This is a genomic window from Staphylococcus sp. GDY8P94P, assembly GCF_017892255.1.
GTDB lineage: Bacteria > Bacillota > Bacilli > Staphylococcales > Staphylococcaceae > Staphylococcus > Staphylococcus cohnii.
Genome location: NZ_JAESKU010000008.1, coordinates 40,287 through 57,714, shown reverse-complemented (window position 1 = coordinate 57,714; position 17,428 = coordinate 40,287). Strand labels below are relative to the sequence as shown.

At 33.8% G+C, this 17,428-nt stretch carries 14 protein-coding genes and 1 riboswitch; of the genes, 11 read left to right on the top strand and 3 right to left on the bottom strand.

Translation table 11 applies throughout. The annotated features are described in order from the left end of the window. Window positions 1-109: 109 nt before the first annotated feature. A complete protein-coding gene (gene sdpC, locus KA926_RS04735) occupies window positions 110-1,420 on the bottom strand; it encodes a peptidoglycan release complex CPBP-like subunit SdpC (RefSeq protein ID WP_210143692.1) in 1,311 nt (436 codons plus the stop codon). 255 nt (window positions 1,421-1,675) lie between these two features. On the opposite strand from sdpC, the gene hutG reads away from it, so the two are divergent. Further along, window positions 1,676-2,605, top strand: a complete 930-nt coding sequence (gene hutG / locus KA926_RS04730; RefSeq protein ID WP_210143691.1) for a formimidoylglutamase — start codon at window positions 1,676-1,678, stop codon at window positions 2,603-2,605. On the opposite strand, the gene KA926_RS04725 is transcribed toward hutG, so the two are convergent. Then, window positions 2,595-3,470, bottom strand: coding sequence for a LysR family transcriptional regulator (locus KA926_RS04725; RefSeq protein WP_210143690.1), 876 nt, complete (start codon window positions 3,468-3,470; stop codon window positions 2,595-2,597). The two genes, hutG and KA926_RS04725, sit on opposite strands and share 11 nt — an antisense overlap. Window positions 3,471-3,614: 144 nt before the next feature. Between KA926_RS04725 and KA926_RS04720 the strand changes: the two genes are divergently transcribed. The 9 genes from KA926_RS04720 to KA926_RS04680 all read left to right on the top strand — a co-directional run bounded on the left by KA926_RS04720 (window position 3,615) and on the right by KA926_RS04680 (window position 14,392). Continuing rightward, the gene (locus tag KA926_RS04720) at window positions 3,615-4,889 is read left to right on the top strand and encodes a YjiH family protein (RefSeq protein WP_107504901.1); all 1,275 of its coding nucleotides are present in this window, start codon (window positions 3,615-3,617) and stop codon (window positions 4,887-4,889) included. 47 nt (window positions 4,890-4,936) lie between these two features. Continuing rightward, entirely contained in the window at window positions 4,937-6,601 is a 1,665-nt protein-coding gene (gene hutU, locus KA926_RS04715) for a urocanate hydratase (RefSeq protein ID WP_210143689.1), read from the top strand. Beyond that, complete coding sequence (hutI, locus tag KA926_RS04710; protein WP_210143688.1) at window positions 6,598-7,830, top strand: imidazolonepropionase; 1,233 nt, start codon at window positions 6,598-6,600, stop codon at window positions 7,828-7,830. The genes hutU and hutI overlap by 4 nt, the downstream gene beginning before the upstream one ends. A 228-nt stretch (window positions 7,831-8,058) precedes the next feature. Next, entirely contained in the window at window positions 8,059-9,225 is a 1,167-nt protein-coding gene (locus tag KA926_RS04705) for a SulP family inorganic anion transporter (protein ID WP_348634177.1), read from the top strand. 6 nt (window positions 9,226-9,231) lie between these two features. Further along, on the top strand, window positions 9,232-10,356 hold the full coding sequence (locus tag KA926_RS04700) for an amidohydrolase (protein WP_210143687.1): 1,125 nt from the start codon (window positions 9,232-9,234) through the stop codon (window positions 10,354-10,356). 77 nt (window positions 10,357-10,433) lie between these two features. Beyond that, window positions 10,434-11,315, top strand: a complete 882-nt coding sequence (locus KA926_RS04695) for an SDR family oxidoreductase (protein WP_210143686.1) — start codon at window positions 10,434-10,436, stop codon at window positions 11,313-11,315. 104 nt (window positions 11,316-11,419) lie between these two features. Beyond that, a complete protein-coding gene (locus tag KA926_RS04690) occupies window positions 11,420-12,031 on the top strand; it encodes a flavin reductase family protein (protein WP_210143685.1) in 612 nt (203 codons plus the stop codon). Between the two features lie 86 nt (window positions 12,032-12,117). Beyond that, window positions 12,118-12,218, top strand: a riboswitch (SAM riboswitch). 113 nt (window positions 12,219-12,331) lie between these two features. Next, entirely contained in the window at window positions 12,332-13,627 is a 1,296-nt protein-coding gene (locus tag KA926_RS04685) for a Na+/H+ antiporter NhaC family protein (protein ID WP_210143684.1), read from the top strand. A gap of 258 nt (window positions 13,628-13,885) precedes the next feature. Next, entirely contained in the window at window positions 13,886-14,392 is a 507-nt protein-coding gene (locus KA926_RS04680) for an SRPBCC family protein (protein WP_210143683.1), read from the top strand. Window positions 14,393-14,486: 94 nt separating this feature from the next. Here KA926_RS04680 and KA926_RS04675 read toward each other — a convergent pair whose 3' ends face one another. Further along, window positions 14,487-15,257, bottom strand: a complete 771-nt coding sequence (locus tag KA926_RS04675) for a MurR/RpiR family transcriptional regulator (RefSeq protein WP_107504905.1) — start codon at window positions 15,255-15,257, stop codon at window positions 14,487-14,489. A gap of 212 nt (window positions 15,258-15,469) precedes the next feature. Here KA926_RS04675 and KA926_RS04670 point away from each other — a divergent pair, with 212 nt between their 5' ends. Further along, window positions 15,470-17,068: an alpha-glucoside-specific PTS transporter subunit IIBC gene (locus tag KA926_RS04670; RefSeq protein ID WP_210143682.1), complete on the top strand. Its 1,599-nt coding sequence runs from the start codon at window positions 15,470-15,472 to the stop codon at window positions 17,066-17,068. The last annotated feature ends 360 nt before the right edge of the window (window positions 17,069-17,428 follow it).

Here is a 17,428-nt window from a genome sequence, read left to right as displayed (position 1 = left end):
TATATTAAAATATAATAAAAGCAGGTTAACTAACTGTATAAATTAAGATAATCATGAGGTTTAGTCATGGTATCTGAATATACGGTTAGTATAACCTGCTTTTTGTTAATTAGCGACGATGATCATGTTTGTTTTTAAGTTTAAAAGGTGAGCGTTGTCGTTTTTTATTTTGTGGTGTGTTTGGCTCAGAAATATTTTGATCATTATCATGTTCTGTTGATGTTGCTTCTGTTTGTGCTCTCTCAGTAGAATTTTCAACAGCACCGTTTACCTGTGTTTCAACATGTTCATGTTCTCCTTGAACGTCGTTATTCTCCGGTGTTTGTGGTGTGTTTTCATCTATAATATTGTTTCGACTGTCATCATGATTTGTTGGTTGGTGATTATTTTGAGTGTCAGTATCATCCATAAGTTCAGTTGATGTTTTTGAGTCAGCATCATCTGAATTTACATGTTTGTCTGTTGCCTCTTCAGTTTGAGAAGTAGTAGATTCACTGTGCTCATCGTCTTCTGTATGAACTTGTGCTTTTGTTGTTACATCATCGGATGTTTCACTGCTGTCTTTTTCTTGAGGTGCTTCTGAATATTCATTTACGTGGTCTAAATAATTATTGCTATCGACTTCATCTAAACTACGCTTCGTAAAGAAATAAAGTATCGCACGAATAATAATACTTAATAAAATGTAAACGACTGCTACAGCTGATGTAGATAGTGCAATTACTTTCATTGCGAAAACACTGCCAAGCTCTTCATTAAATAAGAAAACAAGACCAAATGACATTGCTGCATGGAATATCGTTGCGATATAAATCGTGCGTCCTTTTGTAGCACGAATCAATTCACCTATAATCATAGAGAATGCAAATGTATATAATAAACCATATAAAGTATATTCAAGACTAAATGCCATGTTTATATTCCAAATAGAATATAATATACCAACAATAATTGATGCAAAAAATGTATTCATTTTCGTTTCTATAATGTTTTGCAAATAAGAACGGAAACCGAACTCTATTAAGAATGCCATCACTAGCTGTCCGAGTATAATTGCAGTTATAGAAACTGATAAATCTTCTGCTTGTAATAATACAAAACTATCTGCAAAGATGTTGAAGCTTACCATAGCGATTAAGAAAATAACTAAAGGTAATATAAATGCAAGTAGAATTCGTTCAATCACTTTTAAATCTATTGTTAGTTTTAAACCAGATAACTGCGCCTTGCGATTACTAAAAACAATAATACAAATAAGCGCAGCAATAAATGGTGCTATAGCACTTAAGTCAAAGACAAAAGTTTTAAGTGAAATAGTACTTTGTAAATCTTTTAGTATAATAGGAGCTGCATAAGCAATAATAAAGAAAATAAAAATCATTATTGCCCATTGAAAACCTGATATACGTTGTTTATTCATTATGTAACCTCCAATAGGGTTCAGAAAATCATTTATCACTAATTATACATATTTATTAATCAGAAATAAATTAAATTTAGATATTTATCATTGAAATGTAATAGTAATGCCAAAACTAACATCTAAATGAAATAATTAATTGTAATTTGAAAAATTAAGCAGCTGAATATTGGGTAAATAAAAGCATAAATTGAATTGAATTCAATGTAAGCGTATACTTTTATATGAGGATATTGTTTTAAAAGGAGGAGAATTATGTATAAATTAGCACAGCGCGATTTATGGACAGGTAGAGTCGATAGTGAAACAGATTCATCTCAATTTAGACATTTTCAAACTGTAAATTTTAGGAATATCAAAGATGACTATCGTGAGAAACGCCAAGGTGTGGGGTTATTAGGTTACGCAGTAGACAAGGGTGTTGAATTGAACAAAGGAAGATTAGGTGCAAAAGAAGGTCCCGACGCAATTAAGAAAGCATTTGCCAATCTACCTGTGTTGAGTGACTGCAAGATATATGATTATGGTAATGTAGAACATGATCACAATCACTTAGAAGATACCCAAAAAGAATTCGCACAATATGTTGCAACCTCAATCCAAAGACATAAACAGACCTTTTTATTGGGAGGCGGACATGATATCGCTTATGCTCAGTATTTAGGTATAAGAGAAGTTTATCCTGATGCTTCTTTAGGTATTATTAATATTGATGCGCATTTTGATACCAGAGCAGAAGCACAGTCTACTTCTGGAACGAGCTTTAGGCAGATTTTAGATCAAGATAATCAAGCAGACTATTTAGTATTAGGCATACAACAAGGTGGTAATACACAAGGCCTATTTGATTATGCAAACGAAAAAGATATCGGCTTTGTTTATGCCGAGGAATTATTACATCAAATATCTCCTCCTGTAAAAGATAAGGTAGAACGTTTTATACACAACCATGACGTTATTATGTTCACAATATGTATGGATGTTATCGATAGCGCATACGCACCAGGTGTAAGTGCTAATGCAGTATTAGGCCTATTTCCGCATATTGTATTTGAACTTGCCAAACGTATTATCCCAAATGAAAAAGTCTCAACGATTAGCATTGCTGAAACCAACCCTAAATATGATGTCGATAATCGTACAGCAAAGCTCTCAGCTAATTTTTTACATCATTTTATTCTTTAATATTCCAATAATAAAGACATAAATCTATAAAGGAAAGTACTCGTTCAGGGTGCTTTCTTTTTTTTAAGTAATTGATGTAAATCGTACGACTGAGTGTTGGCTTAATTTCAATTGCATCTAAATCTCGTGCATTAAAAGATTGGTAATAGACACGTGGTATGACTGCATAACCTAATCCTCGATGAACGAAATTAGTTGAAGCTTCAAAGCGGTCGGCTTCAATAATAATATTTGGATGAATATTTAGACGGTTAAAATAGTCATCTAAATGCTTGCGTACTTGTGAACCTTTTGTAGGTAAAATTAGTGGTAAAGATTTAATAGAAACTTTTTTGCTATTCGGAAATGTATTTTTAGGCGTTATGAGTACATAAGATTCTTTATATAGTGGGACAGAGTGTATATCGTCATGGACAATCTGCTCATTTGTTAGGCCTAGATGATTTTCAAAATTTAAAAGTCGCTCTAATATGGTGCTCTGATCATGTACTTCTGAAGCATGATATGTTTGATCTGCATATTCCTTTTGATGCATAGCAACTACTTGTGAGATCCATTGATTTGACGATTCAAGAATAGAAAATTTTATTTTAGGTGCATGCCCCATTTTTAAATCATACATTTTTTCCAGCGTTTGATGATAACTTTGCACGAGTTGAACGGCATAGTTATAAAAATGGATACCTTTTTCTGTAATTTTAATATCCTTTGTAGTTCTTAAAAATAAATCATAACCTAAATCTGCTTCTATTCTTTTAATTGTATTCGTTAAAGACGGTTGGCTTATATGTAAAAAATTTGCAGCCTTTGTAAAACTATTATATTTAACGACGGCAATAAAATATTCTAGTTGAACAATTTTCAAATGAATGTCACTCCTAAATGATTCGTGTATTTATAGTTTAAAACTATTAATAATTAGTTTATTGATATTGGTAGTCTATATAATAACATATTATACTTTTAGATATAGAGGGAGTCGTACTTTCATGTTAGGGGCGTGAAGTACATGTGGAGATTTTTTATTTATAGCTTGATTGGCATTATATTTTTCTTTGTTCCTGTGACTATACATGGTCAATCAACAATTATGATTGATCATATTGTGCAATGGATCACACTAATCGTGAAACCTGTCTTACCATATTATGTATTGATTTTAATTATTATAGGTGCAATTCATCCATTTCTCAATCAACGGTGGAATGAATCGAAAACAAACATAATCTTTAGTTTATTTAAAGTGGTAGGGGTATTCATTGCTTTCATGGTTGTTTTCAATATAGGGCCTGCTTTTGTTTTAAAAGAAAGTATCGGACCATTTTTATACGAAAAGCTAGCAATACCATTAAGTGTTTTAATTCCTATAGGAGCGATATTTTTATCATTTTTAGTAGGTTTCGGCTTGTTAGAGTTTATCGGTGTGATTTGTCGTCCGATAATGCGACCAATATTTAAGACGCCAGGAAAATCAGCGGTCGATGCAGTAGCATCATTTGTTGGTAGTTATTCAATAGGCTTACTGATAACAAACAAAGTCTACAAGAGTGGTAGTTACACACATAAAGAAGCAGTAGTTGTAGCAACAGGATTTTCTACGGTTTCCGCTACGTTTATGATTATTGTAGCTAATACATTAGGAATTATTCAGCATTGGAATTTATATTTTTGGTTTACACTCGTAGTGACATTTATTGTTACTGCTATTACCGTACAACTCCCACCTATCAGATTTGAAAAGCATACGACATATAAAGACCAGCCATATAAAAAAGAGATTCGTAGAAATATGCCATTATTAAAAGAATCTTGGTTAGAAGCAAAATTAGCTGTGAAACAGTCAAAGTCATTGATGGAGCATGTATTTGAAAATTTAAGAGATGGTGTCGTAATGACTATAGCTATTTTACCTTCTATCATGTCAATAGGTTTTCTAGGGTTAGTAATCGCAGAATTTACACCAGTTATCGAATATATTTCTTACATCTTTTATCCATTCATTAGCATTTTTCCAGTAGAAAATGTGGGGGTATTAGCACAGGCTTCAACGATTTCAATTGTTGAAATGTTATTACCAGCTGCAATTGCACAATCAGCAGATTTAGCAACAAGATTTACAGTAGCAGTAATGAGTGTTTCAGCGATTATCTTTTTTTCAAGCGTTGTTCCAGTCATATTATCTACAGAAATTAAAATTTCAGTAGGAAAACTTGTGCTTATTTGGTTTGAAAGAGTAGTACTAACACTACTGATTACAATTCCATTTGCATTATGGATATTTTAAATATCAAAACAAAGGTTGAATTAAAATCGATGAAGGAGAGATTTTTCATGAAAAAAATCAAAGCAAAAAAAGGTTTAGAGATTGAATGTAAAGGTTGGGAACAAGAAGCAGTATTACGAATGCTATATAATAATTTAGATCCTGAAGTTGCAGAAAGACCTGAAGATTTGGTTGTCTATGGTGGCATAGGTAAAGCAGCTCGAAACTGGGAAGCATTTGAAGCGATTGAATCCACATTGCGTTCATTAGAAGCTGATGAAACGATGTTAGTCCAATCAGGTAAACCAGTTGCTGTATTTAAAACACATGAAGAAGCACCACGTGTATTACTTTCTAATTCTGTATTAGTACCTGAATGGGCAAACTGGGATCATTTTAATGAATTAGATCAAAAAGGATTAATGATGTACGGACAAATGACTGCGGGTAGTTGGATTTACATAGGTTCACAAGGCATCGTTCAAGGTACATATGAGACATTTGGTGAACTCGCTAATCAGCATTTTAATGGCAAATTAAATGGGACGATTACACTAACTGCTGGTCTTGGCGGTATGGGTGGTGCACAACCATTAGCAGTTACAATGAATGGCGGTGTTGTCATTGGAGTTGACGTAGATGAAACCCGCATTGATAAGCGTATTGATACACGTTATTGTGACGTAAAGACACGAGATTTAGATGAAGCATTAACTTTAGCGGAAGACGCACGCAAACAGGGCAAACCATTATCTATTGGATTGGTTGGTAATGCGGTCGATGTACATCAAGCAATTTTAGATAAAGGATTTAGAATTGATATTATTACGGATCAAACGAGTGCACACGATCCTTTAAATGGATATGTGCCACAAGGGTATTCATTACAAGAAGCAAGTGCACTACGCAATAAAGACCCAAAACAATACGTAAAAGAATCTCAAGCATCAATGCATAAACATGTCTCGTTGATGTTAGAATTTCAAAAACAAGGTGCAGTCGCTTTTGATTATGGCAATAATATAAGACAAGTCGCATATAATGACGGCTTAAAAAATGCTTTTGATTTTCCTGGGTTCGTGCCAGCATATATCAGACCATTATTCTGTGAAGGTAAGGGGCCATTTAGATTTGCAGCATTAAGCGGAGATCCTAAAGACATTGAGCGTGCAGATGAAGAAATGAGAAAGCTATTTCCTGAAAATGAAAAACTTATCCGTTGGCTAGATTTAGCACAAGAGAAAATTGCATTTCAAGGATTACCTTCAAGAATTGCATGGTTAGGTTATGGAGAACGTGCAAAAATGGGATTGGCATTAAATAGACTTGTACGTGAAGGTGAAATTTCAGCACCAATTGTAATTGGTAGAGATCATTTAGATTCAGGTTCAGTAGCTAGTCCTAATCGTGAGACTGAAGGCATGAAGGATGGCTCAGATGCAGTAGGAGACTGGGCAATATTAAATGCGTTAATCAATACTGCAGCAGGTGGATCTTGGATTTCATTCCATCATGGTGGAGGTGTTGGTATGGGTTATTCATTACATGCCGGCATGGTAGTTGTTGCTGATGGTTCAGAAAGGGCAGACAAACGGTTAGGACGAGTACTAACTACAGATCCGGGTATGGGAGTAGTAAGACATGCTGATGCAGGTTATGAATCAGCGATTAATGTAGCAAATGAAAAAGGTATTCACATTCCAATGATTACGGGAAAAGGAGATAAAAAATGAACGACTTAATTATTCAAAACATTAAACAACTAATTTTACCGAAGGCTACCAATCGTCCTTTAAAAGGCAAAGAATTAGATGATTTAAGCATTATTGAAAATGGAACAGTAGTTGTGCAAGATGGCAAGATTGTTTATGCTGGTGAACATTCTGAGGCTTATGAAGCAAATGAGACAATAGATGCCTCAGGAAAAGTCGTTTCACCTGCATTAGTAGAAGCACATACGCATCTCGTGCATGGTGGTTCACGTGAACATGAGATGTCACTCAAACGTCAAGGTGTCTCTTATTTAGAAATACTTGAACAAGGTGGCGGCATATTATCTACTGTAGAAGCTACACGTCAAGCGACAGAAGACGAACTTTTTGAAAAAGCGGAAAAAAACCTATTAACCATGTTACAACACGGTGTCTTAGCAGTTGAAAGTAAGAGTGGTTATGGATTAGATAAAGAAAATGAACTTAAACAATTGCGCGTTTCGAATCGATTAGCAAAAAAATATAATTTAGACATGAAACATACATTCCTTGGGCCACATGCTGTACCAAAGGATGCGAAGTCTAACCAAGCTTTCTTACAAGAAATGATAGATTTATTGCCAGAAGTAAAACCGTATGCTGACTTTGCTGATATTTTCTGTGAAACAGGTGTGTTCACTGTAGATGAATCTAAAGCTTATATGGAAGCGGCTAAAAAACAAGGCTTTGATGTTAAAATTCATGCGGATGAAATTGATCCATTAGGTGGTTTAGAACTTGCAATTGATGAAAATGCCATCTCTGCAGATCATTTAGTAGCATCTAGTGAAAAAGGCAAACAAAAATTGAAAGATAGTGATACGGTTGCGGTATTACTGCCAGGTACAACTTTTTACCTTGATAAGGAATCATATGCAGATGCGAGAGGTATGTTAGATAACGACGGTGCTATTGCCATAGCTACTGACTTCAATCCAGGTAGTTGTGTGACTAATAATTTACAATTAGTGATGTCTATTGCAGCATTAAAATTAAAATTATCCCCAAATGAAATTTGGAATGCAGTGACAGTGAATGCAGCTAAAGCGATTAATGTTGATGCAGGTACCATCAATAAGGGTGATAAAGCAAATATTGTAATTTGGGATGCACCGAACCATGAATATATTCCTTATCATTATGGTATTAATCACGCAGAAAGAGTGATTAAAGATGGCAAGGTACTATTTGATAATCGCGTAAAACTTTAAAAGTGAAACTGTAATTAAAATGAATCATTAAGACTTTTGACACTAGATAGAGTGAGGAATGAAATCAACAATATTGATTTGTTCCTTGCTCTATTTTCATTTTATATATTTATGTAATATACCTACTTCCTAAACGTAAAATCTAAGAGTACATAAAAGGCAAGTTAATAAAATATTTTGACAATTATGATAGTATAGTAATTAAAGGGGTTGGGGGTGAAGTATAGTGTGAGTAACGCTGGATATATTGATCAATGGAAAGGCGACATAGTACAGAATATGCTTACAGGTATATTACTTGCACTTGCATTGTTGCCTGGAGCAATTGCTTTTTCATTTATAGCAGGCGTGACCCCAACAATCGGTATGTTAAGTACTGGTTTGATGATGCTCGTACTCAGCTTGACTGGAAATAGAACCTTGATGGTTTCAGCACCAAGTAGTGGTGTATCATTAGTCGTAACACCTTTAGCAGCAAGTCATGGGATGCAAGCAGTCATATTAGCTACATTATTTATGGGGATTATTCAAGTTATATTGGGATATTTTCAAATTAATAAATGGTTAGAATTGATACCAGCAGGTGTAGTAATTGGATTTATGAATGCTTTAGGAATACTATTATTCACATCTCAGCTAAAGCATATCTTGGGGATTTCTATGACAACGTATATTGTTGCAATCGTATCATTTTTAATTATTTGGTTGGGCAATCGATATATCAAAATTATCCCTGCACCGTTAATATCAATCATAATATTGACTATATTTTCGTGGATATTAAAGCCTGATATTAAATATGTGCATGATCTATCTTCAATACATATTAAACTACCTTATCCAAGTATTCCTACTGAAATATTAAATGTTAATTTCTTCTTAACTGCGTTGTTATATGGGTTGATGATGGCTATTGTTGCAATTGTTCAAACGACTTTAACAGCAAGTATGATGGATGAAGTAACCGCTACAACAAGTGATAAAAATCGTGAGTCGATAGGTCAAGGTATAGCCAATTTTGTAGTAGGGTTATTTGGTGGTTATGGTGGAAGTGCGCTTGTTGGGCAATCACGTTTTAATGTGACAATGGGTGCGAATTCTAGAATTTCGACGTTTGTTACCGGTAGTTTTTTACTGGTAAGTTTATTTGTTTTTGGTGAAATTATAGGACATATTCCAATGGCTGTTTTAGCTACTGTACTCATTACCATTTCACTGAACACATTTGATCGACGCACAATACCTTTTATACGCCAAGCGCCATTAATAAACGCTTTCATCGTAATACTAACGATGGTGCTTATCCTAATTTCTAATAATTTAGCGCTCGGAGTAGTGATTGTAACAATACTATATTATTTTTTAAAACGTTTTATAAATTTAGAAAGGACGTGACATGTAATGCCACAATATGAAGATTATGTAAAGTGGAGACGTACATTTCATCAGTTTCCTGAATTGTCGGATGATGAATATGAAACAACGAAACGATTAAGACGTATTTTAGAGAGTTATGAAATTAAAATTTTAGATATACCTTTGGAAACTGGTTTGATTGCAGAAGTAGGACAAGGAGATTCATTTGTTGCTGTTAGATCAGATATTGATGCATTACCAATCAATGAAGAAGTTGTACATGAATTCACATCAACTAATGAAGGCATTATGCATGCTTGTGGGCATGATATCCATATGGCCAGTATTTTAGCAGTAGCTACAAGATTAAAAGAAATTGAAGGTCAATTAAAAGGGAGAGTACGTTTTATTTTTCAACCTGCCGAAGAGCTAGGCTATGGTGCTGTTAAATTAGCTGAGTCAAGTGCCATTGATGGTACAAAAGCAGTGCTAGGTTATCATAATTATCCTACTATGGATATAGGTTCATTTGCAGTGAAATCAGGTGCTGTGACATCTTCTGTAGATCGTTTTGAATTTAAAATTAAAGGTAAAGGTGCGCATGCAGCAAAACCTGAACAAGGCAATGATCCAGTCGTGGTGTTAGGTCAATTAATCAATAGCGTTCAATCTATCGTCAGCAGAAATTTATCTGCTTTTGATAATGCTGTGGTAACGATAGGAGAAGTCTCTTGTGGTAACACATGGAATGTTATTGCAGATCAAGCTTATGTACAAGGTACAGTGAGAAGTTTTGATGAACGTATTCGTACATTCATTGAAAAAAGGTTGAGAGAAATTGGTAATGGACTAGCAGAAGTATTTGATGTTGAAATTGAAACAGAATATATCCGTTTACCAGGTGCGGTTATCAATGACGAAAAATTAACAGATGATGCAATCAACATTGCTAAGCAAGTGGGTTATAAAGTGAATATAATGGAACAGCCATTAACCATTGGTGAAGATTTTTCTGGTTTTGCCAATAAGTACCCAAGTGTATTTGTCTTTATTGGCTCGAATAGTGAGTATGATTTACATCATCCAAAATACGATCCCGATGAACGTATTTTAGAAAAAGTACCAGATTACTTTGTAACATTTGTACAGAAACTATTAAATGAATCTTAAAGTAATAGCTTATGTTATGGACGATTTAATTTGGGTAAAAAATAATTATAATCATTATTTTTGAGGAGGATTAAGCCATGGTGTCTCAAGATCCTAGAACGAAATTTTCAAATGCAGATTTTCCAAAACAAGAGCAAGCAGTTCCAGGTTTACAAAAAAATCTAAACCCTAAACCAGATTGTGGAGAAACTTCATATATTGGTTATGGTAGATTGAAAGGTTTGAAGATGTTGGTAACAGGTGGAGATTCGGCTATAGGTAGGGCTGCTGCGATAGCTTATGCTAAAGAAGGTGCCGATGTTGCGATTAATTACTTGCCATCAGAACAAGAGGATGCTGAAGAGGTAAAAGAAGTTATTGCATCGGCTGGACAAAAAGCTGTGCTAATACCGGGTGATTTACGCAATGAACAATTCAATTATGAGTTAGTAGAGCGAGCACATCATGCATTAGGTGGATTAGATAATGTTACACTCGTAGCTGGTCATCAGCAATACAGAGAAACACTTAAAGGCTTTGATACAGCATCATTTGCTGAAACTTTTGAAACGAATGTGTATCCAATATTTTGGACTGTACAAAAAGCAATCGATTATCTGGAACCAGGTGCTACAATTACGACAACATCATCTGTACAAGGTTATAATCCTAGTCCTATTTTACATGATTATGCAGCGTCAAAAGCTGCAATTATATCGTTGACTAAAAGCTTGTCTGAAGAATTAGGTGCTAAAGGTATTCGTGTTAATTGTGTCGCACCAGGACCATTTTGGTCACCACTTCAAATATCAGGTGGACAACCACAATCGAAAATTCCGACATTTGGCCAAAAAGAAGTGCTTGGTAGAGCAGGTCAACCTGTAGAATTAGCTGGTGTCTATGTTCATTTAGCAGCTGATGAATCAAGTTACACAACCGGCCAAGTATATGGTGTTACAGGTGGTACACAATTAGATTAATTTGATAGATGGCTATTTCAAAGTGATTAGTGCTTAAATGAACGTTTTACGCACTAACATATTGACATAGCCACTTTTTATTTATGAAGGGAAAGTGAATTTCAGTGAAACATTTTAAAGCAAGTCAATTGTCTAAAAGGCAAAACTATAAATTATTGAGTGGCAGTATCATACCTAGACCGATAGCATTTGTTACGTCTCAAGATAAAAATGGCAAGTTAAATGCGGCACCGTTCAGTTTCTTTAACGTAGTAAATAGTGCACCACCGATGATTATGATTTCTACAGGACGTTCAAAAGGCAAGCGTAAAGACACTTCGCTTAATATTGAAGAGACTGGAACTTTTGTAGTGCATATTACGGATGAAACAAATGTAGAACAAATTAATCGCACAGCTGCACCATTGGAGCGTAGAGAAAATGAATTAGATCGCACAGAATTAACCCTTGTCGATTCGGAACTTATATCTGTACCTGGCATTGAGCAAGCGAAAATACGTATGGAATGTAAATTAGAGCGGATTATTCCTTTAGGAGATACTGAAGAGGGGTCAGATCTAATTATTGGTGAGGTATTGATGTTTCATATTAATGAAGATGTGTATTTTGAGGACAGTAAGATAAATGCGCAAACACTAGAAGCCGTGTGCCGGTTAGCCGGAAATGATTATGCATCAATCGGTGATACATTTACAATTGTTAGGCCAACGGAATAATATTTGAGTTAAAGTATCATTTCATACTGCAAATATATAATTGACGAAGTCGCATGGATAGTGTACTGTTATAAAATAAATAAAATAGCTTATCTAGAGAAGTGGAGGGACTGGCCCATTGAAACTTCGGCAACATGGTGATGCGTGTGCCAATTCCAGTAGCATAAATTGTGCTAGAAGATAAGATTAAAGATGTAACGATTTACTCTTTTCTTCTACAAGAAAAGAGTTTTTTATTTTTTATGGTAAGTAAATAAAACGATTGATTATAAAAGTAATGATAAAGAAAGTTGGTTTTGTATGGCGGAAAATAAAAAAGGTAATGCATGGGCGCTTGTACCGCTTATCATATTTGTTGGTATATTTTTAGGTGTGGGCGTTATTACTGGTGACTTTTCAATAATGCCACTTAATGTTGCAATCATTATTGCATCTATCGTGGGTTTATTGATGAATAGAAAAGAAACATTTCATAAAAAAGTAGATGTGTTTACAAAAGGTGCAGGACATTCAAATATTATTTTGATGATGTTAATATTTCTACTTGCGGGTGCATTTTCTCAAACCACAGAAGATATGGGTGGAGTCAAGTCAACTGTTAATTTAGGACTATCTTTCATACCAGAGAACTTAATTATCGTCGGTTTATTTATCATTTGTATGTTTGTATCACTTTCAATGGGTACTTCAGTAGGTACAGTTGCAGCAATAGCACCGGTTGGCTTTGGTTTAAGTCAGGCGACGGATGTCTCTGCAGCGATTACAATGGCTACTGTAGTAGGTGGCGCAATGTTTGGTGATAATTTATCAATGATTTCTGATACGACAATTGCTGCAGTACGTACTCAAAAGACTAAAATGAGTGATAAGTTTAAAGTGAATATAAAAATTGTATTACCGGGCGCGATATTTACTGTTATAGCGCTATGGTTTTTAACTCATGGTGCTCAGATAGATACAACAAAATCATATGATTACAATTTTATTAAAGTTATTCCATACTTATTGGTACTGATTTTAGCGCTTGCAGGCATCAATGTAATTATCGTATTGATTGGTGGCACTGTATTATCTGCTATTATTGGCTTAGTTGATGGGTCATTTAGTTGGTCAGGCTTGCTTAGTTCGATTTCAAAAGGAATTGTTGGCATGGAAGATATTGCAATTATTGCACTATTAATTGGCGGACTTGTAGCATTGATACAACATAATGGTGGTATAACTTGGTTATTGAATTTTGTACGCAATAGGGTTAAATCAAAACGTGGTGCAGAATTAGGCATAGCAGGACTTGTAAGTGCAGCTGATATTTCAACTGCCAATAATACAATTTCGATTTTAATGGCAGGGCCCTTGGCTAAAGATATAGCGGACGAATACGATATTGATCCAAGAAAATCTGCAAGTATTTTAGATATGTTTGCAAGTTGTTTCCAAGGCTTATTACCTTATAGCCCGCAAGTTATAGCAGCGGCAGGTGTGGCGTCTATTTCGCCAGTTTCATTAATGCCGTATTCAATTTATCCTATAATTCTAGGTATTTGTGGACTAATTGCAATCTTCTTTAGATTACCAAAATTGAATAAAAAAAATTAATTATAAGGAGGGGCGTCGGTTTATACCAATTGAATATAGACTGACTCCCCTGTTTTTAATAAATAATACGATATTTAAAAATAAACTTTTTAAATAAAAAAGGGTAAAATTTTGACGTTTTCTGACTAACAACGATAAAATAAATAGGCTATCACTTTTTAGTGAAAATAAAGGGAAGTTGGATTTCATAGCATTATTGTTTAGAAGTCTAGTATAATGAGTTAGAATAGTAATAAGAGTGAAAGTAGGTGAACAATCATGGCTAGATACAATGTGGAAAATGAAAATGTAGAAATTCAATTGGAACGACTTTTTAAAGTTGAACCTGAATTAGTATATCAAGCTTGGACCGAGCAACGATTTCTTAAACAATGGTTTATGACAACAGAACGAACGAATAAATCAATAGAAATAGATGCTGTACAAAACGGTGGCTATGAAATTATTGATGTACGTAAGGGAAAAGAAAATATAGTAAAGGGTTCATATGTTACATTGAACCCAAATGAATATATTGTTATGACTATAGGTATGCCTGAATTAAGTGACTCTGAAGATACTATTGAAGTTGAGATGTTTGAAAGAGAACCAGGTATTACACAAATGATTTTTAGTTACACGGCTTATGTGCCTAGAGAACGTAGACTGACATCGTTAGAGTATAAGCAAAAGAAAAAGGAATATCATGATTCCACTGCGCATGGTTTTGAAATGCTATTTGATAAGCTTCAAACAACGCTAGAAGCATATGAAGAAGAACAATAAAATCATTATATCAATTCAACCGAACTCAATAAAAAAGTAGTTGGACTAAGAGGCTGAGACAATTAATTTGTCCAGCCTTCTTTTATTTTATAGATTAATTATTATGGGTAAATTGACCATATTGTTTACGCTCATTAAACTTACGCAGTACCGTTTCAAAAAATATATGATAACTGATAAAACTGGAATAATCGATGCCATTTGTTAAATAAAAAGTATTACTTGAAACGTAAATATTATAATTTGCTTTTTGAGCTAATGTGTTATCTTGGAGCGTAGTAATAGAAATAAAATATTTTTGACGCAGTTGCAATAAATTCGTTATGTCAGATAAATGATCTGTCTCTCCGGATAAAGAAATAATAAAAAATAAATCATTATCAGAAGCTTTATTTAATACCATTTTAAATTCATGTACATCGTGTAGCACAATAATATTCTTATGTATGGTTAATAAAATTCTTTGAGCTTCTTGCGCAACGTTCATTTGTGCTAAACCTGTGCCATATAAGTATACCGTTTCAGCTTGATATATTTTGTCTGTAACTAGGTCGTAATCAATACGCTCTAAATAAGTGAAGGTGTTTTCGATTTCTTGCTTAAAAGCATTCATAGAGTCAGAAGGCAATTGATGAACTTGTTCAGATTCGAATTTTAAATATGATTTAAAATCACTATAGCCATCAAATCCTAACTTACGAGTGAAACGATGGATACTTGCATTTGATGCATGTGTATAAGCCGCTAGGTCTTGTATTTTCATTGTTTTACATTCTGATATATGTGTATTTATAAAATGAGCGATTTGTAGGTCATTTTCATTTAATTTATTAAAATTATTGTTAATACGTTCATCTAAAAGCAATGGTCTCACCTCAAATTTTTGAAAATATTTTCATGTTTTGAAAATATAATCTTATTGTACAAAATTGTTCGTAATAACGTCAAACTATTGTTTGTATGTAAGCGTTTACTATAAAATCAAAGATAAATTGATATTTAATCATTCGAATTGATAAACACTTTATAATTATAAATGGATAATTTCAGAAATTTAGAAAGAAGGGGGAATTTTATATGAACGCAATAAAGAGATTTGGGAGTGCAATGATTGTACCTGTATTAATGTTTGCATTTTTTGGTATTGTACTCGGTTTAGCGACGCTATTTAAAAATCCTTCAATAATGGGGAGTATTGCAGATGAAGGTACGAATTGGTTCAAAATATGGTCAGTGATAGAGTCTGGTGGTTGGACAATATTTAATCACATGGAAGTGGTGTTTGTTGTTGGACTACCTTTATCCTTGGCCAAGAAAGCACCTGGACATGCAGCATTAGCAGCATTAATGGGATATTTAATGTTTAATACTTTTATCAATGCCATATTAACGCAATGGCCACATACATTCGGAGCAAATTTGGAAAAAGGTGTGGAAAATGTAACGGGGTTAAAAGCGATTGCTGGTATAGAAACATTAGACACTAATATTCTAGGCGGTATTATTATTTCAAGCATTGTGACATGGATACATAATCGATTTTATAGTAAAAAATTACCTGAAATGCTTGGTGTATTTCAAGGTTTGACATTTGTAGTAACGATTTCATTTTTTGTTATGTTACCGATTGCTTTAATTACTTGTATCGTATGGCCAACGGTACAAAACGGTATTTCTTCATTGCAAGGTTTTATTATTGGGTCTGGTTATATAGGTGTATGGTTGTATCATTTCTTAGAAAGAGTATTGATACCAACAGGATTACACCATTTTATTTATGCACCAATAGAAGTAGGTCCTGTTGTTGTGAATCATGGGTTAAAAGCAGAATGGTTTGAACATGTAAATGAATTTGCTAAAAGTAAAGAGCCATTAAAAGAATTGTTCCCGTATGGTTTTATGTTACAAGGTAACGGGAAAGTCTTCGGTTCAATTGGTATTGCTTTAGCAATGTACGCAACAACACAGAAAGAAAATAGAAAGAAAATTGCAGCATTGTTAATTCCAGCAACATTGACAGCAATTGTTGTTGGCATTACTGAACCATTAGAGTTTACGTTTTTATTTATAGCACCTTATTTATTCGTTTTACATGCAATCTTAGCAGCAACAATGGATACGTTAATGTATGGTTTTGGCTTAGTAGGTAATTTTGGCGGAGGGTTATTAGACTTCTTTGCTACGAATTGGATACCTTTGGCACAAAATCATTGGTTAACTTATGTGATACAAATTGCAATTGGTTTTGGTTTTACAGCAATTTATTTCTTTTTATTCAAGTTTTTAATTATAAAATTTAATATTCCGCTTCCTGGACGTAAAAAAGACGACAAGGATATGAAATTATATAGTAAAGATGATTATAAAAACAAAGATGGTAAAGCAGAAGGTACTAAAAAAACTGGCTCAACAAATGAGTTTGAAGATAAAGCAATATATTATTTAGAAGGTTTGGGTGGAAAAGAAAACATTAAAGATGTCACAAATTGTACGACGCGTCTAAGATTGACAGTGAATGATGTCAATAAAGTTGAAGATAGTGATTACTTTACGCATAGACAAATGGCACATGGTTTAGTAAAAAGTGGGAAAAATGTGCAAGTCGTAGTAGGTATGTCTGTACCTCAAGTAAGAGAAGCATTTGAAAATTTAGTATTTGAAGAAAAAAATAATTAATAAAAAAGTTGCATATAAGACTATGCTCACAAAAGGACTAATCCATATGAAAAAAATGGATTAGTCCTTTTTATATGAATAAATTGCGATTTTGATCGTGCATGCTTGCCTGGGGATATGGCTCGAGCCTGTAGTCTCTCACTCATATCATTTCCCTGGGCGTCAGCACGGTACAAAATCGTTTGAAATATTTCTCAAGATACAAAAGAAAAGGTTCATTACAAAACACAAAAACGTCAATTTCTATATAATTACAATAAAAATTGACGTTTATGATTGAGTCTTAGATGTTGATACTTTAGACTCATGTTTATTAATTATCGGTGGAAAAGAAACAAATCGAGTTTGTTGTTTATATTA